Below are 24,955 nucleotides of genomic sequence, written 5' to 3' on the forward strand. Positions count from 1 at the left end.
CGCCTCAGCGGGCCGGTGGGGGCGACAGTGGCGTCTGTTCCGACTCGCCATTGAGCTTGGCCGTGATCTGGTCGTTGTCGCGGTCGATGGCCGTGCGCTCGATCGGCCAGCGCATCACCTGACCGGGCAGCACGTAACCCAGCAGCCCGGGATGCACGATGCGCGGGCGCTGGGCGCTGCCCAGCGCGAGGTCGGCGATCTGCGCGTAGCTGTTGCCGGAATTGGTCACTTCGACGCCATTGCGGCCGTCCGCCAGCTGCACGAGGCGGGCCTGCAGCCGAGCGGCCAGTTTCCCGGACGAGGGCTGAACGAACACCGGAATCGAATAGCGCAGCACGAACTGCATGCCTTCGGCCCGGGTGGCCAGATCGGGCACCTCGTCGACGATCAACCGGTAGTACTGCTGCGCCGGCGGTGGTTCCCTGTCCGGGCGCATCACCCGCACCAGCTGCTGCTGCCCGGCCGCCAGCTCCTGCATTGGTGGCGTGGCCAGCAGTTCATCGGTGGGCAGCAACTGCTCCTGGCCGTCCTGCTGCACCCAGCGGAACACCCGCACCTGCAGCCGGACCGGCGAGGTCCCGCTGTTGGTCAGCCACAGTTCGCCGGCACGCTGGCGGGCTTCCAGCTGCACGCTGGTGGGGGCGACCTGCAGGCTGGTGGCGCCGGCGGTGGCGGCGATCAGCAGGCACAGGGCGAGCAACGCCACGCCGGTGGCGCGCCACGGGCGGGGTCCGGCCATGCGGGCGCGCTCCATCAATAGGTGATCGTGGCGGTAACCGTATCCAGATAGTTACCGGTGGCCGGGTTGTTGGTGCTCAGATTCAGGATCTGGCCGTAGACGATGTAGGGCACGGCCAGGCCGGTGCCGATGCCGGCCTGGGTGTTGGTGCCGGTGGTGGCGCCCCAGACCAGCGTGTGCGCGGCATCCTGGTAGAGCTGGTAGCCGACATAGTTGTTGGCTGTCACCGCCGCATTGGTGTTCTTCATCCGGCGGGTGGTGACATCGTTGGCGGTGCTGGCATTGGCGCCGGCATTCAGGGAAATCGTGTACGGGGTCAGGGCCGAGCACTGCGCGGTGACCGTGCCCTGGCCCAGTGTTGGCGTGGCGGTCGTGGAGGCTGCGGTACCGAAGTCGACGTTGGTGGCGGCTGCGGCAGTGATGGTGCAGGCCTTGGTGACCACCAGTGTGACGTTGAAGGTGGTGGTGTCGGCCGCCAGGGCTTGGCTGGACAGCAGGCCCCCGGCCAAGGCCCAGGCGAGCGGAGAACGAAGCGCGGATCGCATGGACAACCTCCCTGACCCGTAGGTCCGTTGAACAAGGCGAAGGCGGCACGTTCGGCACCGCTTCGGCGACAGTGGCACCAGCTTAGGTAGCGTAAGTGTCTGTAATCCGTGATAAACAGGGAGTCGAAAGGGGGTAGGGCGTCACGCTTTCACTTTCCTTGCCGGAACCGTGCATGCCCCGGATCGTCAGTTGGGTGGCGTTCGTTCAGATTGTGGCTGGATCGGCGATAATGGGTGCCATGAGCGTGAATCTGAAAACCCCGCAGGAAATCGAGATGATGCGCATCGCCGGCCGTCTGGCCAGCGAAGTGCTCGACATCGTCACCCCCCACGTCAAGCCCGGTGTCACCACCGAGGAACTGGACCGCATCTGCCACGACCACATCGTGAACGTGCAGGGCGCGATTCCGGCCAACGTCGGCTACCGCGGCTTCCCGAAGACCGTGTGCACCTCGGTCAACAATGTCATCTGCCACGGCATTCCCAGCGAAGGGAAGGTGCTCAAGGATGGCGACATCGTCAACATCGACGTCACCGTCATCAAGGATGGCTGGCACGGCGATACCAGCCGCATGTACTTCGTCGGCACCCCGTCGGTGATGGCGCGCCGCCTGGTGGAAACCACCTACGAAGCGATGTGGCGCGGCATCCGTGCCGTGCGCCCGGGCGCCACCCTGGGCGATATCGGCCATGCCATCCAGAGCTATGCCGAGGGCGAGCGTTTCAGCGTGGTGCGCGAGTACTGCGGCCACGGTATCGGCAAGGTCTACCACGACGAACCGCAGGTGGTGCATTACGGCCGTCCGGGCCAGGGCCTGGTGCTGCAGCCTGGCATGACCTTCACCATCGAGCCGATGATCAACGAGGGCACCCGCTACAACAAGGTGCTGCCGGATGGCTGGACCGTGGTGACCAAGGACCGCAAGCTGTCGGCGCAGTGGGAGCACATGATCGCGGTCACCGAGACCGGCGTGGACGTGCTGACCCTGTCGCCGGGCGAGTCGCAGGTCGCCTGAGGATGCTGCCGGCGAGTTCGCTGCTGGTCACGCCGGCCGCGTCGCTCAACGACCCGGACTGGGCTGCTGCGGCGCGCCTGGCGCTGCAGCAGGCCGATGCACGCCTGTACCGCCGCTTCGACCAGGGCGACAGTATCGAGCGCCTGCTGGCGCTGCGCGCGCGCGCTGCCGATCATCTGATCCGCCTGGCCTGGCAGCGTTGCCTGCCGGCCGACAGTGGGCTGTCGTTGTTCGCAGTGGGGGGCTATGGTCGCGGTGAACTGTTCCCGCGATCGGATATCGACCTGCTGGTGTTCGGCGATCCGCCGGCACAGTTGGCTCACGAATCCGCATTGGCGCGCCTGTTCGCCCTGCTGTGGGACTGCGGGCTGGCGGTCAGCCATGCGGTGCGTTCGGCGCCGCAGTGCCGCGAGGCGGCGGCAGACCAGACGGTGATGACTGCGCTGATCGAGGCGCGCCCGATCCTGGCCGATGACGAGGCCCGCCGCGCGCTGCGCGAGGCGATGGACGACCGCGAACTGTGGCCTGCACGCAATTTCTTTCTGGCCAAGCTGGAAGAGCTGCGCAACCGCCACCAGCGTTTCGGCGATACCGCCGACAACCTGGAGCCGGACCTGAAGGATGGCCCCGGTGGCCTGCGCGACCTCAATACGCTGGGCTGGATGGCACTGCGTGCCTTCGGCGTGCGTGACCTGGAGGCGCTGGTCGGGCTCGGTCATCTGGGCGCTGACGAAGCGGCGGCGCTGAAGCGCGAACGTGCGGTGCTGGCGCGGCTGCGCTTCGGCCTGCATCTGGTCGCGCGTCGCCCGGAGGAACGCCTGCGTTTCGATTACCAGAAAACCCTGGCTGCACGCCTGGGCTTTGAAGACGACGCCGAGAATCTCGGTGTCGAGAAGATGATGCAGGGCTTCTACCGTGCCGCGCTGGTGGTGCGCCGGATCAGCGATCGACTGCTGCAGCGTTTCGAGGAGCAGTTCGATGGCGAGGCGCATCCGGAACCGTTGACCGTGGGCTTTTCCCTGCGCCGTGGTTATCTGGCGGCCAATGATCCCGACTGGCCGCGCGGCGATATCGGCCAGGTATTCGCGCTGTTCTCAAGCTGGGCCAACAACCCGCAGGTGCGTGGCCTGCATTCGTTGACCGCGCGTGCGCTGGCCGAAGCGCTGCCTCTGCTGCCGGCCTACGACCAGGCCGACGCCGATGCGCGCGAGCAGTTCCTGGCGCTGCTGCGCGGCCAGCGCCCGGTCGATACGCTCTCGCGCATGGCGCGGCTGGGCGTGCTTGGCCAGTGGATTCCCGCGTTCGCCCAGGTCAGCGGGCGCATGCAGTTCGACCTGTTCCATGTCTACACCGTTGACCAGCACACGCTGATGGTCCTGCGCAACATCGGCCTGTTCGCCAGCAGCCGTGCCGACGAGCGTTTCTCCATCGCGCATGAAGTGTGGCCGCGCCTGCGCAAGCCGGAGCTGCTGCTGCTGGCGGGCCTGTTCCATGACATCGCCAAGGGCCGCGGTGGCGATCACTCCGAACTGGGCGCCGTCGACGCGCGCGCGTTCTGCCAGGCACACGGGCTGAGTACGTCCGACACTGAACTGGTGGCGTGGCTGGTCGAGCAGCACCTGCGCATGTCGGTGACCGCGCAGAAACAGGACATCGCCGACCCGGTGGTGATCCATCGCTTCGCCACCCTGGTCGGCAGCCGCGATCGACTTGACTACCTGTACCTGCTGACCTGTGCCGATATCGCCGGCACCAGCCCGAAGCTTTGGAACGCGTGGAAGGATCGCCTGTTGGCGGACCTCTACTTCGCGACCCGGCGCGCGCTGCGCGAGGGGCTGGAGCATCCGGTACCGGCTGCCGAGCGCGTGGCCGAGGCACGTGACAGCGTGCGCGCACTGGTGCGCGAGCAGGGCTACGACGATGCCACCATCGACCGCCAGTTCGCGGTGATGCCTGATGAGAGCTTCATCCGCCTGCGCCCGGAGCAGCTGGCCTGGCAGGCTGCCGCGCTGGTACCGGTGAAGCAGGGCCAGGCGCTGGTGAAGGTGCGCCGGATCAGTGTCGATGACCCTGCGCTGGAAGTGTTCGTACACTCACCCGACCGCGACGGCCTGTTCGCCGCGATCGTGATGACGCTGGATCGCAAAGGCTACGGCATCCACCGCGCGCGCGTGCTGGACGGTCCGTCCGACACCATCTTCGATACCTTTGAAGTGAACCCGGCCGATACCTTCGCCGATGGCAGCAGCGTCAACCTGGAAGCGGCATTGCGTGAAGCGCTCAGCGGCGACCTGACCCGGCTGCGACCCTCGCGCCGGGTGGTGCCACGGCAGCTGCGCCACTTCCGCTTCGCCCCCCGCATCGAGTTCCGCGATGAGCCCGGTGCGACCCGTTTTGCCCTGGTCGCACCCGACCGCCCCGGCCTGCTGGCCGACGTGGCATTCGTGCTGCGCAATCAGGGCCTGCGCGTGCATGATGCGCGCATTGCCACGTTCGGCGAACGCGCCGAAGACACCTTCGTGATCAGTGACGAACACGACCTCCCCCTGACTGAACCTGCCCGGCAGCAGCTGCATGACGCGATGCTGGCCTGCCTGGACCCTGATCGAAACGCCGGAGACCCCGCCTGATGGCCACCAAGCCCGTGAAGAAGACCGCCGCGACCCCCAAGAGCGCAGCGGCCCGGAAACCTGCTGCTGCCGCACCGGCCGCGAAGAAGACCACCGCGCCAAAAAAGGCCGCTGCGGTGAAGGCCCCGGCGAAGAAGGCGGTGGCGGTGAAGCGTGCTGTGAAGAAGCCGGCTCCGGCCAAGAGCGCCGAAGCCGTCCGCGCCGAAGCCATCGCCCGCAAGTCGCTGCGCAAGCCGTCGGCACCGGGCGTGGAAGAACTGAAGTTCGGCATCGAGAGCGCGTTCGAGCGCCGCGCCACGCTGACCCTGCACGAACTGGAAGGTTCGACCAAGCCGCTGGTCAATCGCGTGATCGATGGCCTGGAAAGCGGCGAATTCCGCGTTGCCGAACCAGACGGTCACGGTGGCTGGAAGGTCAACGAGTGGCTGAAGAAGGCGGTGCTGCTGTACTTCCGCGTCAATGACATGGCGGTGGTCGATGCGCGCCCGGCGCCGTTCTGGGACAAGGTCGAATCGCGCTTCGCCGGTTATGACGAAGCGAAGTTCCGCCGCGGCGGCGTGCGCGTGGTGCCGGGCGCGATTGCCCGCCGTGGCACGTACTTCGGCAAGGACGTGGTGCTGATGCCGAGCTTCACCAACATCGGCGCCTATGTCGGCGAAGGCACCATGGTCGATACCTGGGCCACCGTCGGTTCCTGCGCGCAGATCGGCCAGCACTGCCACCTGTCCGGCGGCGCTGGCATCGGCGGCGTGCTGGAACCGCTGCAGGCCAGCCCGACCATCATTGAAGACCACTGCTTCATCGGTGCGCGTTCGGAAGTGGTGGAAGGCGTGGTGGTCGGCCACCACAGCGTGATCGGCATGGGCGTGTTCCTCAGCCAGAGCACCCGCATCTACAACCGCGCCACCGGTGAGATCAGCTACGGCTACATTCCGCCGTACAGCGTGGTGGTATCCGGCTCGCTGCCGAGCAAGGACGGCACCCACTCGCTGTACTGCGCGGTGATCGTCAAGCAGGTCGATGCCAAGACCCGCAGCAAGACCAGCGTCAACGACCTGCTGCGCGGCCTGGCCGACTGAAGGTGACGGCGCCGGAGGACCTGGCGCAGTCCGCGATCTACCGGCATCCGTCCGACACCCCGTTCGGACGGATGCTGCCGCGCCTGCTGCACGCACCACGCTGGAACCGGCTGCGTCGCGCGCTGTCGCGGCGCTGGCCCATGCCCGCGCTGGTCAGCGACGTGCGCGACGTGGTCTATGTCAGCTGGTGGGTCGATGTGCGCCATGCGCCGCCACCGCCACCGGGCCATCACTACGTAGTGCATGCGGGGCGCACGCCGTACACCATCCTCAGCTACCGTCACGGGCACTTCGGGCCCGCGCTGGCCGGGCCGCTGCGCGCGCTGATGCCGTCGCCACTGCAGAGCAACTGGCGCTGGTACCTGCGCCGTGATGACGATCCGGATGGAACGCCGGTGGTGCTGTTCGACCGCAACGTGATGGACCGGTTGGCCTTCGTGGCCGGCGCGCGTGCGTTCAGCGATGCCATGCAGCCGCACCTGTCCGCGCGTTTCGCGCATGTGCTGGACGCCGACGGCAATGGCCACATGCGGATCGAAGTCGGGCAGGGCAGTGCGCCCGCGCTTCGGCTGCAGTGGGAGGCCGCTGAGGGCTGGCGGCAGGACGCGTGGCCGGGGGCCTTCGATGACCACCAGGCCCTGCTGCGCTTCCTGACCTGCCAGGACGAGGCCATCGCCCGCACCTGCGACCGGTACTGGGCCAGCACGCGTATCGCGCTGCCGGTGGCCGTCGACACCTTGCAGCCGCTGCGCCTGTCGGGCGAACTGCAGTGCCCGCGCCTGCAGGCGATGGGCGTGGCGCTTGAATCGGGCCTGGCCTTCCGCTTGCCGAGGGTGCCGTTCCGGGTCGTGTCCGAGCGCCTGTTGTGAGATTCTGGCCCTCTGTTTTCCAGCATCACAGATGGCCATGAGCACCACTGTCTACGGTTTGAAGAACTGCGATACCTGCAAGAAGGCGACCAAGTGGCTGGACCGCTTCGGCGTGCCGTACACCTTCGTCGACTACCGCGACAACAAGCCGAGTCCAGAGACGCTGCTGGAATGGGCCGCGCAGCTGGGCGGCCTGGCGGCGATGGTCAACAGGTCCTCCACCACCTGGCGCCAGCTGCCGGACAACCGCAAGGCGGCCGAGTCCGATGCCGAATGGAAGCTGCTGCTGCGCGAGTACCCGCAGTTGATCAAGCGCCCGCTGGTGGTTACTGCCGATGGTACGGTCAGCCAGGGTTTCACTGACAACGGCTTCAAGGCACGCTTCGGCGTGGGCGGCGCATGAGCGCCGTCCTCGACCTGACCTGCGAGCTGATCGCGCGGCCTTCGGTGACACCGGATGATGCCGGCTGCCAGGCGCTGCTGGCAGCACGCCTGAAGCAGGCAGGGTTCCACTGCGATCACCTGCGCCTGGGCGAGGTCGACAACCTGTGGGCGACCCATGGCCAGGGCGCACCGGTGCTGGTCCTGTTGGGCCATACCGACGTGGTGCCAACCGGCCCGCGCGAAGCTTGGACCAGCGACCCATTCACCCCACAGATCCGCGATGGCGTGCTGTACGGGCGCGGTGCCGCCGACATGAAAGGCAGCGTGGCCGCGTTCGTGGTCGCCGCCGAGCAGTTCGTCGCCGCGCATCCCGATCACCCTGGCACGCTGGCGGTATTGCTGACCAGCGACGAGGAGGGCGATGCCATCGATGGCGTGCGCCACGTTGCACGCCTGTTCACCGCACGCGGGCAGCGAATCGACTGGTGCATCACCGGTGAGCCGTCGTCGACCGCGACGCTGGGCGACCTGCTGCGGGTCGGGCGCCGCGGCAGCCTGTCGGCCAGGCTGCGCGTGCAGGGCGTGCAGGGGCATGTGGCGTATCCGGAGAAAGCGCGCAACCCGATCCACCAGATGGCACCCGCACTGGCCGAACTGACTGCGCGACGCTGGGACGATGGCTACGAGAGTTTCCCGCCGACCAGCCTGCAGGTCTCCAACATCCACGCTGGTACCGGTGCCAACAACGTCATTCCCGGCGAGCTCGAAGTGGATTTCAACATCCGCTACAACCCGCACTGGGATGCATCGAAGCTGGAAGCGGAGATCACCGCGCTGCTCGACCGGCACGGCCTGCAGTACACGTTGAAGTGGCATCGCAGCGGCGAGCCGTTCTACACCCCGGAAGGCACGCTGCGCGCCACCGCGCGTGCGGTGCTGGCCGAACACCTCGGCCGTGCGCCGGAAGAGAGCACCGGCGGCGGTACCTCCGATGCGCGCTTCATCGCACCGTTGGGCGCGCAGTGCATCGAAGTGGGACCGGTCAACGCCAGCATCCACCAGGTGGATGAGAACGTGCGCGTGGATGATCTGGAAGCGTTGCCGGGGCTGTACCTGCGCCTGGTGGAACGGCTGCTGGCGTGAACCTGCGACGGTGGGTGCCGACCGTTGGTCGGCGCGCCCTCTCGCCTGGGCTGTTTTCCTGTAGAGCCGAGCCATGCTCGGCTGGCTTTTCCCGGCAKAAGCAGCCGAGCWTGGCTCGGCTCTACTATTCCGAAAAGAGGAAGAACGGCGGCTCGACTGCCTTCTTCCAGTAGCTCGGCGTCGCCAGGTAGAAGTGCTGCGCCCCGGCCATGGCAAACCAGTTGGCCGCCGCCTCGGTGTCCTTCTCCACGCCCGGCGCACTCCGCCCCAGCAGCAGCCCGGCAAAGTACTGGCCGAACACGTTGCCCTGTTCCCCGGCACGCTGGTACAGCTGCAACGCACGTGCGGGATCGCGTGGCAGGCCCACGCCGCGTTCCAGCAGCGCGCCCAGATCCACCTGCGCTTCGGCATCGCCACGCACCGCGCGACGCTGGATGCGCGCAACCAGCGGATGCACCGTGTCGCCCTGTGCAGCTACCGCTTCCGGCAGGCGTGACGAACTGCTCGGATAACGCGTGTAGATCATCGCGCGCAGGTCCCAGCGCAGCGCCTGTTGTGCGTCGCCACGCTGGCGATAGGCTTTGGCGAGCGCGTGGAACGCGTAGGGATTACCGTGGTTGGCCGCCGCCAGATACGCGCGTTCGCCGCGTCGCCATGACGCGCGCAGCACCGGTGCCGGGTTGATATGGGGGCTGTCGGCATGGCGCAGCGTGCCGGAGATCCAGATCCGGCCCAGCGCCTCTTCCGCCCTGGTGTTGTGGAAGGTCCAGGGGGCGATCACTGCGGCACGTTCGTAGTAGGCGATGGCACGCGGATCGTTGAAGCGCTCGAAGGTTTCTGCGGTTTCCCAGGCCCCCTCGAAGCTGCCGTCGGTTCCTCGTTGCTCCATCGCCTGTTGCTGGGCCGGCGGCAGCGTGGAGGTGGGGGGCAGGGTCCGGCACGCGGCCAGGCCCAGGCAGAGCAGGGCGGTCAGCGCCCCGATGCGTACATTGCGCTGTTGCATTCCTGTAACACGTTCAGGGCGGGCCATTATGCGCTCCCCGGGTGGTTGCCAACGCAACGGTTGCACCGCGCCGGAAACCCGGGTAGGGTCGACCCCATGTCGATCCGCCTGGCCACCGCCGTCAACAACAACAACCGCAATAATCTGCGCGCGAATAATCGTGCGCGGCCGATGCGGGACTGCGCTCTGGGTAGATAGGTAGATAGACAGCAACACACGCCCGGACACCAGAAAACCCGCATCGGCCGATGCGGGTTTTTTTGTGCCCGGGCGTCGCCTTTCCGGGCCTGGATGGCCGGTCGAACACCTTCCCCTCGTGAAATTCCCCAACAGGAGCTCCGCCATGTGTTCGATCTTCGGAATCTTCGGCCTGCAGGCCGGTGACGATCTTCCCGCCCTGCGCCGTCACGCGCTGGAACTGTCGCAGCGCCAGCGCCACCGTGGCCCGGACTGGAGCGGCGTGTACCTGGACGAAGGCGCACTGCTGGTCCACGAGCGGCTGGCCATCGTCGATCCGGCCGGCGGCTCGCAACCGCTGCTGTCGGCCGACGGCCAGCTGGCGCTGGCGGTGAACGGCGAAATCTACAACCATCAGCAACTGAAGGCCGCGCTGACCACCGCCTACGACTTCCAGACCGGCTCGGACTGCGAGGTGATCAACGCGCTGTACCGCCAGGGCGGATCGCCGGTGCAGTGGCTCGAGCAGCTCAACGGCATCTTCGCCTTCGCACTGTGGGACCGTGACAGCGGCCGCGTGCTGGTGGCACGCGACCCGATCGGCGTGGTGCCGCTGTACTGGGGCCACGATGTACAGGGGCGCCTGCGGGTGGCCTCGGAGATGAAGGCGCTGGTCGATTCCTGCGCCGATGTCGCGCAGTTCCCGCCGGGCCACTATTTCGACAGTGCCAGCGGCGAGCTGGTGCGCTACTACCGGCAGCCGTGGCGTGAGTACGCGGATGTGCAGGGCCGCCAGGCCGACCTGGCTGAGCTTCGCCAAGCCTTCGAACATGCGGTGGAGCGCCAGTTGATGAGCGACGTGCCGTACGGCGTGCTGCTGTCCGGCGGCCTGGATTCATCGCTGGTGGCCGCGGTGGCCGCACGCTACGCACGCCGCCGCATCGAAGATGGCGGCCAGACCGAAGCCTGGTGGCCGCGCCTGCATTCGTTCGCGATCGGCCTGAAGGGCTCGCCCGATCTGGCCGCTGCCGCAGTCGCTGCCGAAGCGCTGGGCACGGTGCACCATGGCTTCGAGTACACCTTCGAAGAAGGCCTGGACGTGCTGCCGGAGGTGATCCGCCACATCGAAACCTACGACGTCACCACTATCCGCGCGTCGACGCCGATGTTCCTGCTGGCGCGGCGGATCAAGGCGATGGGCGTGAAGATGGTGCTGTCCGGTGAAGGCAGCGATGAGATCTTCGGCGGCTACCTGTACTTCCACAAGGCACCGGATGCGCGCGAATTCCACGATGAGCTGGTGCGCAAGCTCGACGCGCTGCACAACTACGACTGTCTGCGCGCCAACAAGTCGATGATGGCGTGGGGCGTGGAGCCGCGTGTACCGTTCCTGGATCGCGAGTTCCTCGACGTGGCGATGCGCTTCGACGCCGCGCACAAGATGGTCGGCGCTGGCTTCGGCGGCCGTCGCATCGAGAAGGCGGTGCTGCGCGAGGCGTTCGATGGCTACCTGCCGGACAGTATCCTGTGGCGGCAGAAGGAGCAGTTCAGCGATGGCGTCGGCTACGGCTGGATCGATGGGCTGAAGGCGCATGCCGAAGCGCAGGTGAGCGACCGTGTGCTGGCGGCGGCCGACAAGCGCTTCCCGCACAACCCGCCGCAGACCAAGGAGGCGTACTACTACCGGCACCTGTTCGAGCAGTTCTTCCCGAGTCGTGCCGCCGCCGAGACGGTGCCGGGCGGCAAGTCGATCGCCTGTTCCTCGCCGGCGGCGATTGCCTGGGATGCCAGCTTCGCGGCGGCAGCAGACCCCTCCGGTCGCGCGATTGCCGGCGTGCACGAACAAGCCCTGGCCTGACCCGACAAAAAGGGGACGGAGGGGATTAAGTCGTTTGTGCCTCAAACGACTTAATCCCCTCCGTCCCCTTTTTGCGACGTATCATCGCCCCCCTGCACATTGGGGAATGTTCATGGACGTACCGCGCGGGAGTCAGGCGCCGCCGATGAAGTGGGGCTGGCGCTATCTGGCCTGGGCCGGACTACCTCTGCTGGCCGGCGTGCTGCTGGCCCGCTATGCCGGGCCCGACATGCCGCAGGCGGTTGCCCGTGCCACCGTCGCCACCGAAGGCAATTGGGCACAGCATCTGGCCTCGCCGCTGGGCCTGTTCATGCTGCAGCTGCTGGTGTTGTTGCTGGTAGCCAAGGGGGCGGGTGCATTGCTGAAGTGGCTGGGCCAGCCGGCGGTGATTGGTGAGATGGCGGCCGGCCTGATGATGGGCCCGTTGGTGCTGGGTAGCTTGATGCCGCAGCTGCATGGGGCGCTGTTCCCGGCCAGTTCGATGGGGCCGCTGGGAATGCTCAGCCAGCTGGGTGTGCTGATGTTCCTGCTGGTGGCCGGTGCCGAGCTGGATCTGGCTGCCCTTCGCGGGCGTCGCCGTTTTGCATTCACGGTCAGTCATGCCGGCATCGCGGTGCCATTCGTGCTGGGTGTCGCCCTGGCAGTCTGGCTGTACCCCCAACACGGCCCGCAGGGCGTAGGCTTTACTGCATTCGCACTGTTCGTCGGCATCTCGATGAGCATCACCGCGTTCCCGGTTCTGCTGCGCATCCTCGCAGACCGCGGCATCACCCAGAGCCCGCTGGGGCAGACGGCGATCGCCTGCGCTGCACTCGGCGATGCCACCGCGTGGTGCCTGCTGGCACTGATCGTGGCCGCGGCCCAGGCCAGTGGTTGGCTGCCGGCCAGCCTCAACCTGCTGTGCGTGGTTGCGTTCGTGGCGCTGATGCTGGGGCTGGTGAAGCCCTGGTTTGCCCGCCAGCAGATTGCCGCGGGCCGCGAAGGGCGTTGGCTGCTCGGCATCCTGCTGTTGTCGCTGGCCAGCGCGCTGGTGACCGAGATGCTTGGCATCCATGCCCTGTTCGGTGCATTCGCTGCGGGCGTCGCGGTCTCGTCCAACGTGCAGCTACGTGAGCTGCTGATGGCCCGGGTCGAGCCGTTCGCGGTGACCCTGCTGCTGCCGCTGTTCTTCGCCATGACCGGCCTGCGCATGCGTGCCGATGCGCTGCAGGCCAGCGATATCGTGCTGTGCGTGGTGGTGATCGTGGTGGCCACGGTCGGCAAGCTGCTGGGCACCTTCAGTGCCGCGCGCAGCGCAGGCATGCCATCGCGTGAAGCGTGGCGGCTGGGTGCGCTGATGAATACCCGTGGCCTGATGGAGCTGATCGTGCTGAACCTGGGCTACGAGCTCGGCCTGCTCGGCGACCGGTTGTTCGCAGTGCTGGTGATCATGGCACTGGTGACTACGGCGATGACCGGGCCACTGCTGAACCTGATCGAGCGGCGGAGGGGCTGACCCGGTAGCGCAGCGCGGGCATTCTGTAGAGCCGAGCCCATGCTCGGCTCCGCGCCAGACGCAGTCGAGCATGGGCTCGGCTCTACAGCGTGCAGCGCACCCTCGGGCATGTGGGTGCCGCCGTCAGCGCGCCGGCACCAGCGTCATGGTGTGCTGCGCCTTGCCTGGCAGGAACGGCGTCGGCCGCCCGTGCACCCAGTCTTCGTGGCCGGCGCCCCAGTAGGGCGACAACGGATGCCCGCTCTGGCCGCCGGGCATGTGTACGATGCCGTCGGCCTCGTGACCCGGTGAAACCACCATGCGTTCGGAGGCTCCGAAGTTGGGTGTCTGCACGCGCGGCATGTCACGGTCGCCGGGCAGCTGGTCGGCGGGCATGCACAACCAGCGCTTGGCGATGCCAGGCAGCGCGCGGGCGACGGGGTGGCAGAGTGCTGCGGTGTTGCGCTCGCCCCAGCTGCGCTGGTCAAGAGGACCTTGCTGGGAGAGTGCGTTTTCAGTGCGGCGTGCCGCGTCGATCAGCAGCGCATCCCAGCTGTCGAAGGCCGGTGGCAACAAGTTGGCCGGCCGCTGCTCAAGCATCGGCCAGGCCACGCCTTCCAGTTGCGGCAGACGCGGCTCCAGGTAGTCATCGCCGAGTCGTGCATGCGCCGGACCCAGCAGCGCTTCGGACAGCGTATCCATCACCTGGGTGCGGAACCCGCGCACGACCCGGTAGCTGACCGAGTCGGCCGAGGCGCGCCCGCCCCATTGGTGGCTGACCGCCTGCAACCGCTTCAGTGCCGGATCGTCGCTGCGTTCGATGACGTCGTGCAGCAGTGCCCACCAGCGCTGCAGGAACACCGCGCGGTCGTCCAGCTGGATCGCCAGCAGGTCGTGTTCGTCGAAACGCTCCTGGGTTGCCAGCAGGTCGCGGATCTGGCGTGCACGGGCACCGAGGTCGTAGCCGCCGTTGCCGACATTGGCCAGTGCTTCACCGTCGAGAACGCGGCCGTTGGCGGTCCACAGGCGATGGTTGGGGGGATCGATCAATGCAGGCGAGGCATCGCTGCGGATCGGCCACGGTGCGCAGTCCTGGTTGCTGGCGGCCGTGAAGCCGGCCGGCGCACAGCCGGGGCCTCGGTCGGGGCGGGCGCCGATCAGGCGCCAGGCGATGCGTCCGCTGCGGTCGCCGACCACCAGGTTCTGCGCGGGAATGCCGGCACGGTCGGCGAAGTGCAGTGCACCGTCCAGGTCACCGGCGCGGGCCAGATCAGCGAAATCCAGGCGTACGGCGCCGGGCAGGTGTGCGACCCAGCGCAGGGCATCGCCACTGCCATCGGCATGGGTGTGCAGGATCGGCCCCCAGGCGGTTTCGCGTACCGGGAACAGCACGTCGGCCTGGCCGGCCACCGCAATGCGTTCTTCGTGCACGGTCACCGTGGCGTTGGCCGGTTCCGTGCGGTAGTCCGCCGTGTCGATGTAGCTGTTGGTGAAGCCCCAGGCGACGTGGCCGTTGCTGCCGACGATCACCGCCGGCAGGCCAGGGAGCGAGAAGCCAGTGACGTCGACCTGGCCGCCGGCGGCCTGCGGGTCCGGATAGCGCAGGCGCACCCGGAACCACAGCCCCGGCGCACGCAGGCCCAGGTGCATGTCGTCGGCAACGATCGCGCGGCCGTCCGCGGTGAGTGCGCCGGCCACCGCGAAGTTGTTGCTGCCGATGACGTCCGCCTCCTCCTGCTCGGTGCCCGGCTTTCCCTTCAATGTGCGCAGATCGAGCTGGCTGGCATCGGGCAGAATCGCATTGCCGGTGGCTTCGCCAAACAGCGGTGCATCCCATTCGGTGCCGTCGTGGGCAATCAGCGCGTACAGCGCCGGCGGCACCACCGCACGGATGCGGCTGAGGGCAAGCTCGGTCTGGTTGTTCGGGTCCTGCAGGTCGGCGTACATGGCCAGCCCGGCCAGCACGCTGTCGCTGGCCTGCCACGGTTGCGGTGACTGCCGCAGCAGCAGGTAGGCCCATGGCCGCACGGAGAGATCGGTAAGGCCTTCGTTGACGCCATCCACATAGGCGCGCACGACCGCGCCGTTGTCGCCCAGCGCGGTATCCAGATGCGCCTCGGTGCGGGCGCGCAGGCGGTGCACGCGCATGCGCTTGTCAGCTTCAATGGCCTTCGGCCCGAACAATGCCGACAGCTCGCCGGCGGCACTGCGGCGCATCAGGTCCATCTCGAAATAGCGTTCCTGCGCATGCACATGGCCGAGTGCGCGCATCGCGTCGGCCTGACTGCCGGCAGTGATGGTGACCACCCCCAGCGCATCGCGCTCGATGGTGACCGGCTTGGCCAGGCCCGGCAGCGCATGCTCGCCGTCCAGGTCGGCCAGGCTGCCGCGCAGCAGCAGCCACAGGGCCAGTGCGGTGACCAGCACGATGGCGACCAACACACCCAGCACCCAACGCCATGTACGTCGCATCGCACGTCCTTTCCGAACTCGTGGGCCGATTGTAGCCGCAGGCGCAACTGCGACTGATTCCGATTAGATCACCGTATTTTGAAATGCGGCACCCTATGCCACATCGATTCACAGGAGCCCCCCATGAAAGGCAACCCGGACGTCATCGCCTGCCTGAAGGAACTGCTGCGCGGCGAGCTTGCTGCCCGCGACCAGTACTTCATCCATTCCCGCCGCTACGAGGACCAGGGCCTGTTCGCGCTGTACGAACGCCTGAACCACGAGATGGAAGAGGAAACCCAGCACGCCGACGCGCTGCTGCGCCGCATCCTGTTCCTCGGCGGCGACCCGGACATGCGCCCGCATGCCACCGAGCCCGGCAAGACCGTGGAAGAGATGCTGCAGAAGGATCTCGATACTGAATACGCCGTTCGGAACAATCTGGCTGCCGGCATGAAGCTGTGCGAGGAGAACGGCGACTACGTGAGCCGCGACATCCTGCTGGCACAGCTGAAGGACACCGAGGAAGACCACGCCTGGTGGCTGGAGCAGCAGCTGGGCCTGATCAAGCGCATCGGCCTGGAGCTGTACCAGCTGAGCAAGATCGACGGCAACGGCGCCCCGGCGCACTGAGCTGGCGGCGCTCGACTGACTGGTAGAGCCGACTGTTGGTCGGCTGCTTTTCGGTAGAGCAGCCGACTAACAGTCGGCTCTACCAGGAGCAAAAGAGCAGCTGACTGACAGTCGGCTCTACCAGGAGCAAAAGAGCAGCCGACTAACAGTCGGCTCTACCAGGAGCAAAAGAGCAGCTGACTGACAGTCGGCTCTACCAGGAGCAAAAGAGCAGCCGACTAACAGTCGGCTCTACCAGGAGCAAAAGAGCAGCTGACTSACAGTCGGCTCTACCAGGAGCAAAAGAGCAGCCGACTAACAGTCGGCTCTACCAGGAGCAAAAGAGCAGCTGACTGACAGTCGGCTCTACCAGGAGCAAAAGAGCAGCCGACTAACAGTCGGCTCTACCAGGAGCAAAAGAGCAGCTGACTGACAGTCGGCTCTACCAGGAGCAAAAGAGCAGCCGACTGACAGTCGGCTCTACCGGAAGCACAACGTTCTGTCGCCCGCCAGCACTGGAGCACCGCCAGCCAGCCTTCGCCCGCCAGCTGCTCCACCGCCCGCCAGCCGACAACGAAAAAGCCGGGGATTGCCCCGGCTTTTTCGTGTCTGATCCCCGGCAAGGCGTGTCAACCAAGGTTGACACCCACCAGGAGCAAGGCCCCAGCCTTTATTCCACCGACAGCCCTTCCACTTTCTGCCAGCCGCGCGGCAGCAGGTGGCCGCGGGTGGCGCGGGCGCCGAGGTAGGCGTCGAGCTCGTTGAACTTCAGCCCCATCGTGCGCTGCCCGCTGCGTACCTGCAGGGTCTGCCCCGGGCTGATCGCCACGATGGCGACCACGCGTTCGGTGGCGAGCTTGGCCTTCGGGATCTCGATGATCTTGTTGCCCTTGCCCTTGTCCAGTTCCGGCAGGTCGTTGGCGGCGATCGCCAGCAGGTTGCCCGAACTGGTCACCGCCACGATGCGGTCGGTGGCCACGTTGGCGAGCACCGACGGTGTCAGCACCGACGAGCCGGACGACAGGTTCAGCATCGCCTTGCCGGCCTTGTTGCGACCGATCAGGTTCTCGAAGCGGGTGACAAAGCCATAGCCATGACTGGAGGCCAGCACGAAGCGGGTGTCCGGCTCGGCACTGGCAAGGGTCACGAAGCTGGTACCCGGTGCCGGCGAGAAGCGGCCGGTCAGCGGTTCACCGTTGCCGCGTGCCGAAGGCAGGGTGTGCACCGGCGTCGAGTAGGCGCGGCCCTCGCTGTCGAGGAACGCGACCTGCTGGGTGCTGCGCGCACGCACCGCACCCTGCAGGGCATCACCGTCGCGGTAGGAGAGGGCGGACGCATCGACGTCGTGGCCCTTGGCGGCACGGATCCAGCCCTTCTCCGACAGCACCACGGTCATCGGCTCGCTCGGCACCAGCTCGGTCTCGTCGATGGCCTGCGCAGCCTGGCGCTGCACCAGCGGCGAGCGGCGTGCGTCGCCGAACTTCTTGGCGTCGGCGGTCAGTTCGTCGCGGATCAGCTTCTTCAGCTTGGCCTTGCTGTCGAGGATGCCGAGGATCTTCTCGCGCTCCTTGGCCAGCTCGTCCTGCTCGCCACGGATCTTCATCTCCTCCAGGCGGGCCAGCTGCTTCAGCTTGGTTTCCAGGATGTACTCGGCCTGGTCGTCGGACAGGCCGAAGCGCGCGATCAGCGCCGCCTTCGGTTCGTCCTCGGTACGGATGATGTGGATCACCTCGTCCAGGTTGAGGAAGGCAACCAGCAGGCCTTCCAGCAGGTGCAGGCGGCGCTCGACCTTCTGCAGGCGGTGCTGCAGGCGGCGGGTGACGGTGTTGCTGCGGAAGGTCAGCCATTCGCTGAGCAGCATCTTCAGGTTCTTCACCTGCGGACGGCCGTCCAGCCCGATCACGTTGAGGTTGACGCGGTAGCTGCGCTCCATGTCCGTGGTCGCGAACAGGTGGCCCATCAGCTGCTCGGCGTCGACGCGGTTGGAACGCGGCACCAGCACCACGCGCACCGGGTTGGCGTGGTCGGACTCATCGCGGATGTCTTCCAGCCACGGCAGCTTCTTGGCGCGCATCTGCGCGGCGATCTGCTCGATCACCTTCGACGGCGACACCTGGAACGGCAGCGCCGTCACCACGATGTTGTTGGCCTCCTTGGTGAAGGTCGCACGTGCACGCACGCTGCCGTTGCCGGTCTCGTACATGGTCCGCAGATCGTTGGCCGCGGTGATGATCTCGGCGCTGGACGGGTAGTCCGGGCCCTGCACGTGCTCGCACAGGTCGCGCACGGTGGCCTCGGGGTTGTCCAGCAGGTGCAGCAGCGCGCTGACGATCTCGTTGAGGTTGTGCGGCGGCACGTCGGTGGCCATGCCCACGGCGATGCCGGTGGTGCCGTTGAGCAGCAGGTGCGGCAGGCGCGCCGGCATCCAGGTTGGTTCCTGCAGGGTGCCGTCGAAGTTCGGCGCCCAGTCGGTGGTGCCCTGGCCCAGCTCGCCCAGCAGCACTTCGGCGATCGGGGTCAGCTTGGATTCGGTGTAACGCATCGCGGCGAACGACTTCGGGTCGTCGCTGGAGCCGAAGTTGCCCTGGCCCTCGATCAGCGGGTAGCGGTACGAGAACGGCTGTGCCATCAGCACCAGCGCTTCGTAGCACGCGCTGTCGCCGTGCGGGTGGTACTTACCGATCACGTCACCGACGGTGCGCGCGGACTTCTTCGGCTTGGACGCGGCATTCAGGCCCAGCTCGCTCATCGAATAGATGATGCGGCGCTGCACCGGCTTCAGGCCGTCGCCGATGAACGGCAGGGCGCGGTCCAGGACCACGTACATCGAGTAGTCGAGGTAGGCGCGTTCGGCGTACTCGCGCAGCGGCAGTTGTTCGAATCCGTGGAACACGGGGCGGGCAAGTTCGGTCATGCGGCGTTGTTACCTGTTGTCGGGAGGCGGCGACGGCGGTCGCCGCTCGCAATCCTGTGATTATCCGGATGCGGCGGGGGATGCCAAGCCGCGCGCAGGGTCCAGCCCGGTTTCCAGGCCGTGTCCGGCCCGTGCCAGGTAGCGCCCCGGCGGCAGGCCGAAGTGGCGGCGGAACACGGTGACGAAGGCGCTGGCGCTGCTGAAGCCCAGCGCATGGGCGATGTCGGCCACGCTGCGTCCGTCGGTCAACTGGCGCAGGGCTTCGGCCAGGCGCGCCTGCTGTCGCCACTGGGCGAAGCTGAGCGTGGTCTCGTCGCGGAAGTGGCGGGTCAGGCTGCGCGGCGACAGCCCGGCCCAATGCGCCCATTCGGCCAGGCTGCGCTCGTCGGAGGGATCGGCCAGCAACTGCGAGGCGATCTTCAGCAGGCGCCGGTCGTGCGGCATCGGCAGATGCATGCGCTGGCGCGGCGCAGTGCGGATCTCATCCAGCAGCACCTCGATGATGTGCTGGCGCTCGGGCGTGGTGTCGTAGCCCAGCGGCCATTCGCAGATGCGGTCGGCCAGCGCCTGCGCCAGCTTGGACAGCCCCAGCACGCAGGGATCGGCGGGCAGGGTGGCACAGGCCGGCGCGGCCAGTGCCATGCCCCAGCCGCGCAGCGGGCCGTCGAGGGTGACCGTATGCGGCTCCAGTGGAGGCATCCAGCCGGCCGAGCCCGGCGCCAGTGACCACGTTCCGTGCGAGGTACGGGTGGTCAGCAGGCCGCGCTCGACACAGATCAGCTGCGCACGCTGATGGTGGTGCCAGTCCACTTCACGGACCAGGCCCAAGGGGCTGTCGAAGCGAAAAGCGACAACCGGTGGCCCGTCATTGCGCTCGAACCAATCCAGCGCGTCGTCGCGCAACAACCGCTTGGAAGGGGGGATTTCTGCCTTGTTCATCATATCCGCTGGCTGAAATGTGTCATCCATTGGCTGAATTGTACTACCGGGCCACCTGACCAGATCATTAAGGTAGGCGCCTTCATTGATCCAGCCCGCTGCTGCAACACAGCATTCGATGCTAGATCGAATATTTCCATTGAGAAATATTTTTTTTGGAAGAGAATGCTCCCCCATGATCTGTCCTGCAACCACTCCCCCCAGCTTCGGCCTGCTGCTGCGCCAGGTGCGCGACGGCCTGGTCCGGCAACTCGACGCGTCCATGGCCGAAGAAGACCTCGGGATCGGCTTCACCCATTACATCGGGCTGAAGGTGCTTTCCAACATGGCGCCGTGCACGGCCAACGAACTGGCCCAGGCCATCGACCAGGTGCCCAGTGCGGTCACCCGCCTGCTGGACAAGCTGGAGGCACTGGGCTGCGTCCGCCGCGAACCGCATGCCCAGGACCGGCGCGCGCTGCAGATTGTGCTGACCGATGAAGGCCGCGCGCTGTGGGCGCGGCTGAAGCTGCGTGGCGACGCGGTGATGGATTACGCGCTGCGTGATCTTTCCGCCGACGAGCGCACGCTGCTGCTGTCCCTCCTTACCCGAATCCGCGATTCCCTGACGACCCCATGAACCCGATCCCGCATTCCACTCTCCGCCGGTCCGGGCGCGCGCTGCTGGTGTCAGCGCTGGCCCTGGCCCTGGCCGCCTGCGCCAGCAGCCGTGGCCTCAACCCGCAGGGCCACGTGCTCGATGTGGACAGCCTGCACAGCGAACGCACCCTGGCCGACACCGACCTGAGCGCCACCGGCTTCCCGGCGCAGGACTGGTGGAAGGCACTGGGCGATGCGCAGCTGGACGCCCTGGTTGCCGAAGGCCTGGCCGGTCACCCGAGCCTGGATGCCGCCGACGCGCGCCTGCGCCAGGCCCAGTCGCAGGTGGGTACCGCACGCGCCGATCGGCTGCCAAGCCTGTCGGTGTCCGGTGGCTATACCGGCCTGCGCCTGCCCGAGTCGATGGCCGGCAGCGAGATGGGTGGCCATTACGCTGGCAGCAGCCAGGTCGCGTTTGATTTCAGCTATGGCGTGGACCTGTGGGGCGGCAAGCGCGCTGCCTGGGAAGCGGCCGTGGACGGCGCCCATGCCGCCACTGTCGAAGCCCAGGCTGCACGCCTGAACCTGTCCACCGGCATCACCCAGGCCTATGCCGACCTGGCGTATGCATGGCAGCTCAATGACGTGGCCGAAGAAGAGCTGGGCCGCTCGCAGAAGTCGCTGGAACTGACCCGCCAGCGCCGCAGCGCCGGCATCGACAGTGATCTGCAGGTGCGCCAGGCCGAGGCCCGCGTGCCCGCCGCGCAGCAGCAGGTGCAGGCCGCGCAGCAGCGCATCGATGCGGCCCGCACCGCGCTGGCCGCGCTGGTCGGCAAGGGTCCGGACCGTGGCCTGTCGATCCAGCGCCCGCAGGCGTTGAATCCGATGGCGCTGCAGCTGCCCGGCGTGCTGCCCAGCGAACTGTTGGGTCGTCGCCCGGACATCGTTGCCGCGCGCTGGCGCGTGGAAGCGGCCGACAAGCAGATCAAGGTCGCCAGGACCAAGTTCTACCCGAGCTTCAACCTGACTGCACTGGCTGGCGTCGTCGCACCGAACGTGGGCGATCTGCTGAAAAGCAGTTCGACCTTCGCCTACATCGGACCGGCGCTGAGCCTGCCGATCTTCGAAGGCGGCAAGCTGCGCGCCAACCTGGCCAACACCGATGCGCAGTACGACCTGGCGGTGGCCAACTACAACCAGACCGTGCTCGATGCACTGCGCGACGTGGCCGACCAGGTCAACGCGGTGCGTTCGCTGGCACAGCAGGCGCATTCGCAGCAGCAGGCGGTGGATACCGCACGTTCGGCCTTCGACCTGGCCCAGCAGCGCTACCGCGCCGGCATCGGCAGCTACCTGGACGTGCTGACCGCGCAGTCCACCCTGCTGCAGTCGCAGCAGCAGCTGGCCGGCCTGCAGTCGCAGCAGGTGCAGACCTCGGTGCGCTTGAGCAAGGCGCTGGGCGGTGGTTTCCAGCCCTCTGACGCCGACCGCGCACCGATCGCCTCCCATTCCGATTCCTCGCATTCCTGAAGACTTCCGCCATGAGCCAGACCCAAGACACTGCGGCCCCGGCCGCCCCCAACCGCCGCGGCAACCTGCTGCGCGGCCTGTTCGTGATCGTCGTGCTGCTGCTTGCCGCACTGGCGCTGTGGTACTTCATGTTCGGCCGTTGGTTCGAAGAGACCGACGACGCCTACGTGCAGGGCAACCAGGTGCAGATCACCCCGCTGGTGGCCGGTACCGTGGTCGCCATCAACGCCGATGACGGCATGCGCGTGGAGCGCGGCCAGCTGCTTGTGCAGCTGGACCCGTCCGACACGTCGGTGGCGCTGCAGCAGGCCGAAGCCAACCTGGCCAAGACGGTGCGCCAGACCCGTGGCCTGTACCGCAGCGTGGAAGGCGCACAGGCGGATTTGAACGCCCGCCAGGTGACCCTGAAGCGCGTGCGCGACGATTTCGCCCGCCGCAAGGATCTGGCCGCCACCGGCGCCATTTCCAATGAAGAACTGGCCCACGCCCGTGACGAGCTGGCCGCTGCCGAAGCCGCCGTGGCCGGTTCGCGCGAGACCGTCGAGCGCAACCGCGCGCTGGTCGACGACACCGTGATCGCCACCCAGCCGGACGTGCAGGCGGCGGCCGCGCAGCTGCGCCAGGCCTTCCTCAACAACGCCCGCGCCGGCATCGTTGCGCCGGTCACCGGTTACGTCGCCCGTCGTTCGGTGCAGGTTGGCCAGCGCGTGCAGCCGGGCAATGCCCTGATGGCGGTGGTGCCGACCGAGCAGATGTGGGTCGAGGCCAACTTCAAGGAAACCCAGCTGCGCCACATGCGCCTGGGCCAGGAAGTTGAGCTGAAGTCGGACCTGTACGCCGGTGACGTGAAGTACAAGGGCCGCGTCCAGAGCCTGGGCCTGGGCACCGGCTCGGCGTTCTCGCTGCTGCCGGCGCAGAATGCCAGCGGCAACTGGATCAAGATCGTTCAGCGCGTGCCGGTACGCATCGCCATTGATGCCAAGCAGCTGGCCGAACATCCGCTGCGCATCGGCCTGTCGATGAAGGCCGAAGTGAGCCTGCGCGACCAGAAGGGCGAAGTGCTGCCGAGCACCCCGGCCAAGGGCACGGTGTTCGACACCGACGTGTATGCCAAGCAGCTGCATGATGCCGACGAGGTGATCCACACGATCATCCAGGGCAACCTGCCGCAGCAGGCGAAGGTGGGCTGAGGTCGCCATGTCCGCACAAGCTCCAGCCGCGCCCGGTGCTCCGGGCGCCCCGGCGGCGCCGGGTGCGGCCTCCGGGTTCCTGCCGCCCAGCGTCGCCCTGTGCACCGTGGGCCTGGCGATGGCGTCGTTCATGCAGGTGCTCGACACCACCATCGCCAACGTCTCGCTGCCGACCATCGCCGGTAACCTCGGCGCCAGTTCGCAGCAGGCGACCTGGGTCATCACCTCGTTCGCGGTCAGCACGGCCATCGCGCTGCCGCTGACCGGCTGGCTCAGCCGCCGCTTCGGCGAACGCAAGCTGTTTGTCTGGGCCACGCTGGCCTTCGTCATCACCTCGCTGCTGTGCGGCCTGGCGCAGAGCATGGGCATGCTGGTGCTGTCGCGTGCGCTGCAGGGTTTCGTGGCCGGCCCGATGTACCCGATCACGCAGTCGTTGCTGGTCTCGATCTATCCACGGGAGAAACGCGGGCAGGCACTGGCGCTGCTGGCGATGATCACGGTGGTGGCGCCGATCTGCGGCCCGATTCTCGGTGGCTGGATCACCGACAACTACAGCTGGGAATGGATCTTCCTGATCAATGTGCCGCTGGGCATCTTCGCTGCGCTCGTTGTGGGTAACCAGCTGAAGGGGCGCCCGGAGCACATCGAGAAGCCGAAGATGGACTACGTCGGCCTGGTTACCCTGGTGATCGGTGTCGGTGCGCTGCAGCTGGTGCTCGATCTGGGCAACGATGAGGACTGGTTCTCGTCGATGAAGATCGTGGTGCTGGCGTGTGTGGCCGTGGTCACGCTGACGGTGTTCCTGATCTGGGAACTGACTGACAAGGATCCGATCGTCGACCTGAAGCTGTTCCGGCACCGCAACTTCCGCGCCGGTACGTTGGCGATGGTGGTGGCCTATGCGGCGTTCTTCAGCGTGGCCCTGCTGATTCCGCAGTGGCTGCAGCGTGACATGGGCTACACCGCGATCTGGGCAGGCCTGGCGACGGCGCCGATCGGCATCCTGCCGGTGATCATGACCCCGTTCGTGGGCAAGTACGCTTCGCGCTTCGACATGCGGATGCTGGCCACGGTCGCGTTCATCGTGTTGTCGATGACCAGCTTCCTGCGTTCGAACTTCAACCTGCAGGTGGACTACATGCACGTGGCCGGCGTACAGCTGATCATGGGCATCGGCGTCGCACTGTTCTTCATGCCGGTGCTGCAGATCCTGCTGTCGGACCTGGATGGTCGCGAGATTGCGGCCGGCTCCGGCCTGGCTACCTTCCTGCGTACGCTGGGTGGCAGCTTCGCGGCGTCGCTGACGACGTGGCTGTGGGCGCGGCGAACCCAGGTGCACCATGCCGACCTGACCGAGCACATCTCGGCCTATCAGCCGGGCATGCAGGACCAGGTGACGGCGATGGGGCAGGGCGACCTGCAACATGGTGCGGCGGTATTGAACAACATGATCAACCACCAGGCATCGCAGATGGGCTTCAACGACATCTTCTTCCTGCTGGGCTGGATCTTCCTGGCGATCATCGCGTTCCTGTGGCTGGCCAAGCCGCCGTTTGGGGCAGGCGCGGGTGCGGCCGCCGGTGGCGGACACTGAAACTCCCTGGAAACACGTGCTGTATTTTGACCCCGCCGCAAGGCGGGGTTTTTGTTTGTGCGTTCCGGGGTGCCCTGCATGGGAATGGCATTGTCGATGCGAACCCCGGAAACGAAAAAACCCGCTTTCGCGGGCTTGATCATCTTGAGTCGTGGTGCCCAGGAGAGGACTCGAACCTCCACGGTTTTACCCGCTAGTACCTGAAACTAGTGCGTCTACCAATTCCGCC

Annotated in this window: 19 protein-coding genes and 1 tRNA gene; 13 read left to right on the plus strand and 7 right to left on the minus strand. The window is 67.0% G+C overall.

All coding sequences use genetic code 11. The features are described from left to right. Positions 1 to 4 precede the first annotated feature (4 nt). Positions 5 to 754 (minus strand): fimbrial biogenesis chaperone, encoded by a 750-nt coding sequence (locus D7Y61_RS16520; RefSeq protein WP_180867829.1) that lies wholly within the window; start codon positions 752 to 754, stop codon positions 5 to 7. Beyond that, complete coding sequence (locus D7Y61_RS16525; RefSeq protein ID WP_180867831.1) at positions 754 to 1,284, minus strand: Csu type fimbrial protein; 531 nt, start codon at positions 1,282 to 1,284, stop codon at positions 754 to 756. Before D7Y61_RS16525 ends, D7Y61_RS16520 begins: the two co-directional genes overlap by 1 nt. Positions 1,285 to 1,457: 173 nt before the next feature. Between D7Y61_RS16525 and map the strand changes: the two genes are divergently transcribed. From map to dapE, 6 genes are read left to right on the plus strand one after another with little or no spacing between them, the layout of a single operon-like run. Then, a complete protein-coding gene (gene map, locus D7Y61_RS16530) occupies positions 1,458 to 2,300 on the plus strand; it encodes a type I methionyl aminopeptidase (RefSeq protein ID WP_180867833.1) in 843 nt (280 codons plus the stop codon). 2 nt (positions 2,301 to 2,302) lie between these two features. Next, positions 2,303 to 4,930 (plus strand): [protein-PII] uridylyltransferase, encoded by a 2,628-nt coding sequence (locus D7Y61_RS16535; protein WP_180867835.1) that lies wholly within the window; start codon positions 2,303 to 2,305, stop codon positions 4,928 to 4,930. Continuing rightward, on the plus strand, positions 4,930 to 6,009 hold the full coding sequence (gene dapD / locus D7Y61_RS16540; protein ID WP_180867837.1) for a 2,3,4,5-tetrahydropyridine-2,6-dicarboxylate N-succinyltransferase: 1,080 nt from the start codon (positions 4,930 to 4,932) through the stop codon (positions 6,007 to 6,009). The genes D7Y61_RS16535 and dapD overlap by 1 nt, the downstream gene beginning before the upstream one ends. 2 nt (positions 6,010 to 6,011) lie before the next feature. Then, on the plus strand, positions 6,012 to 6,878 hold the full coding sequence (locus D7Y61_RS16545) for a hypothetical protein (protein ID WP_180867839.1): 867 nt from the start codon (positions 6,012 to 6,014) through the stop codon (positions 6,876 to 6,878). Positions 6,879 to 6,909: 31 nt separating this feature from the next. Further along, positions 6,910 to 7,281 carry an arsenate reductase gene (locus tag D7Y61_RS16550; RefSeq protein ID WP_180867841.1) on the plus strand — a complete coding sequence of 124 codons (372 nt, stop codon included), beginning with the start codon at positions 6,910 to 6,912 and terminating at the stop codon, positions 7,279 to 7,281. Then, on the plus strand, positions 7,278 to 8,405 hold the full coding sequence (gene dapE, locus D7Y61_RS16555) for a succinyl-diaminopimelate desuccinylase (RefSeq protein ID WP_180867843.1): 1,128 nt from the start codon (positions 7,278 to 7,280) through the stop codon (positions 8,403 to 8,405). Before D7Y61_RS16550 ends, dapE begins: the two co-directional genes overlap by 4 nt. 124 nt (positions 8,406 to 8,529) lie before the next feature. Here the strand turns inward: dapE and D7Y61_RS16560 are convergent, their stop codons facing one another. Next, positions 8,530 to 9,408 (minus strand): tetratricopeptide repeat protein, encoded by an 879-nt coding sequence (locus tag D7Y61_RS16560; RefSeq protein WP_180867844.1) that lies wholly within the window; start codon positions 9,406 to 9,408, stop codon positions 8,530 to 8,532. Positions 9,409 to 9,751: 343 nt separating this feature from the next. Between D7Y61_RS16560 and asnB the strand changes: the two genes are divergently transcribed. Then, entirely contained in the window at positions 9,752 to 11,443 is a 1,692-nt protein-coding gene (gene asnB, locus D7Y61_RS16565) for an asparagine synthase B (protein WP_180867846.1), read from the plus strand. Positions 11,444 to 11,549: 106 nt separating this feature from the next. Further along, positions 11,550 to 12,938 (plus strand): cation:proton antiporter, encoded by a 1,389-nt coding sequence (locus D7Y61_RS16570; RefSeq protein WP_180867848.1) that lies wholly within the window; start codon positions 11,550 to 11,552, stop codon positions 12,936 to 12,938. Positions 12,939 to 13,061: 123 nt separating this feature from the next. Here the strand turns inward: D7Y61_RS16570 and D7Y61_RS16575 are convergent, their stop codons facing one another. After that, entirely contained in the window at positions 13,062 to 15,389 is a 2,328-nt protein-coding gene (locus tag D7Y61_RS16575) for a penicillin acylase family protein (RefSeq protein WP_180867850.1), read from the minus strand. A 123-nt stretch (positions 15,390 to 15,512) separates the two neighbouring features. Here D7Y61_RS16575 and bfr point away from each other — a divergent pair, with 123 nt between their 5' ends. Next, positions 15,513 to 16,001, plus strand: coding sequence for a bacterioferritin (bfr, locus tag D7Y61_RS16580; protein ID WP_010486279.1), 489 nt, complete (start codon positions 15,513 to 15,515; stop codon positions 15,999 to 16,001). Between the two features lie 649 nt (positions 16,002 to 16,650). On the opposite strand, the gene parC is transcribed toward bfr, so the two are convergent. After that, a complete protein-coding gene (gene parC, locus D7Y61_RS16585; protein WP_180867852.1) occupies positions 16,651 to 18,894 on the minus strand; it encodes a DNA topoisomerase IV subunit A in 2,244 nt (747 codons plus the stop codon). Between the two features lie 60 nt (positions 18,895 to 18,954). Next, on the minus strand, positions 18,955 to 19,836 hold the full coding sequence (locus tag D7Y61_RS16590; RefSeq protein ID WP_180867854.1) for a helix-turn-helix domain-containing protein: 882 nt from the start codon (positions 19,834 to 19,836) through the stop codon (positions 18,955 to 18,957). Between the two features lie 172 nt (positions 19,837 to 20,008). Here D7Y61_RS16590 and emrR point away from each other — a divergent pair, with 172 nt between their 5' ends. The 4 genes from emrR to emrB are packed head-to-tail and all read left to right on the plus strand — an operon-like array spanning position 20,009 to position 24,726. Further along, the gene (gene emrR, locus D7Y61_RS16595; RefSeq protein ID WP_005415875.1) at positions 20,009 to 20,452 is read left to right on the plus strand and encodes a multidrug efflux system transcriptional regulator EmrR; all 444 of its coding nucleotides are present in this window, start codon (positions 20,009 to 20,011) and stop codon (positions 20,450 to 20,452) included. Next, on the plus strand, positions 20,449 to 21,942 hold the full coding sequence (emrC, locus tag D7Y61_RS16600) for a multidrug efflux transporter outer membrane subunit EmrC (protein WP_180867856.1): 1,494 nt from the start codon (positions 20,449 to 20,451) through the stop codon (positions 21,940 to 21,942). The genes emrR and emrC overlap by 4 nt, the downstream gene beginning before the upstream one ends. A gap of 11 nt (positions 21,943 to 21,953) precedes the next feature. Further along, a complete protein-coding gene (emrA, locus tag D7Y61_RS16605; RefSeq protein WP_049399501.1) occupies positions 21,954 to 23,132 on the plus strand; it encodes a multidrug efflux MFS transporter periplasmic adaptor subunit EmrA in 1,179 nt (392 codons plus the stop codon). 7 nt (positions 23,133 to 23,139) lie between these two features. After that, complete coding sequence (gene emrB / locus D7Y61_RS16610) at positions 23,140 to 24,726, plus strand: multidrug efflux MFS transporter permease subunit EmrB (protein ID WP_180867858.1); 1,587 nt, start codon at positions 23,140 to 23,142, stop codon at positions 24,724 to 24,726. A 152-nt stretch (positions 24,727 to 24,878) separates the two neighbouring features. Here emrB and D7Y61_RS16615 read toward each other — a convergent pair. Further along, a tRNA-Leu gene (locus D7Y61_RS16615) sits at positions 24,879 to 24,955 on the minus strand.

Source organism: Stenotrophomonas maltophilia, from assembly GCF_013464485.1.
GTDB classification, from domain to species: domain Bacteria; phylum Pseudomonadota; class Gammaproteobacteria; order Xanthomonadales; family Xanthomonadaceae; genus Stenotrophomonas; species Stenotrophomonas maltophilia_AW.